This window comes from Pseudomonas sp. SIMBA_068 (genome assembly GCF_046534705.1).
In the GTDB taxonomy this organism is placed as follows: Bacteria; Pseudomonadota; Gammaproteobacteria; order Pseudomonadales; family Pseudomonadaceae; genus Aquipseudomonas; species Aquipseudomonas putida.
Genome location: NZ_JAWRYI010000917.1, coordinates 1 through 258, shown reverse-complemented (window position 1 = coordinate 258; position 258 = coordinate 1). Strand labels below are relative to the sequence as shown.

Annotated in this window: 1 protein-coding gene; it reads left to right on the top strand. The window is 58.5% G+C overall.

Translation table 11 applies throughout. The features are described 5' to 3' along the window. A partial coding sequence (locus SB756_RS32060; protein WP_410913501.1) for a hypothetical protein occupies positions 1-258 on the top strand: 258 nt, incomplete at both ends.

Here is a 258-nt window from a genome sequence, read left to right as displayed (position 1 = left end):
AACCATGACGTGGAGCCGTTACGGTCAGTTGCTGAGCTTCACCGACTGTTCCGGTTATGTAACCCGTTATGACCATGACCGCTTCGGGCAGATGACGGCGGTGCACCGCGAGGAAGGGCTGAGTCAGTACCGCGCATACGACAGCCGTGGACAGTTAATTGCCGTGAAAGACACGCAGGGCCATGAAACGCGGTATGAATACAACATCGCCGGTGACCTGACCGCCGTCATTGCCCCGGACGGCAGCAGAAACGGGAC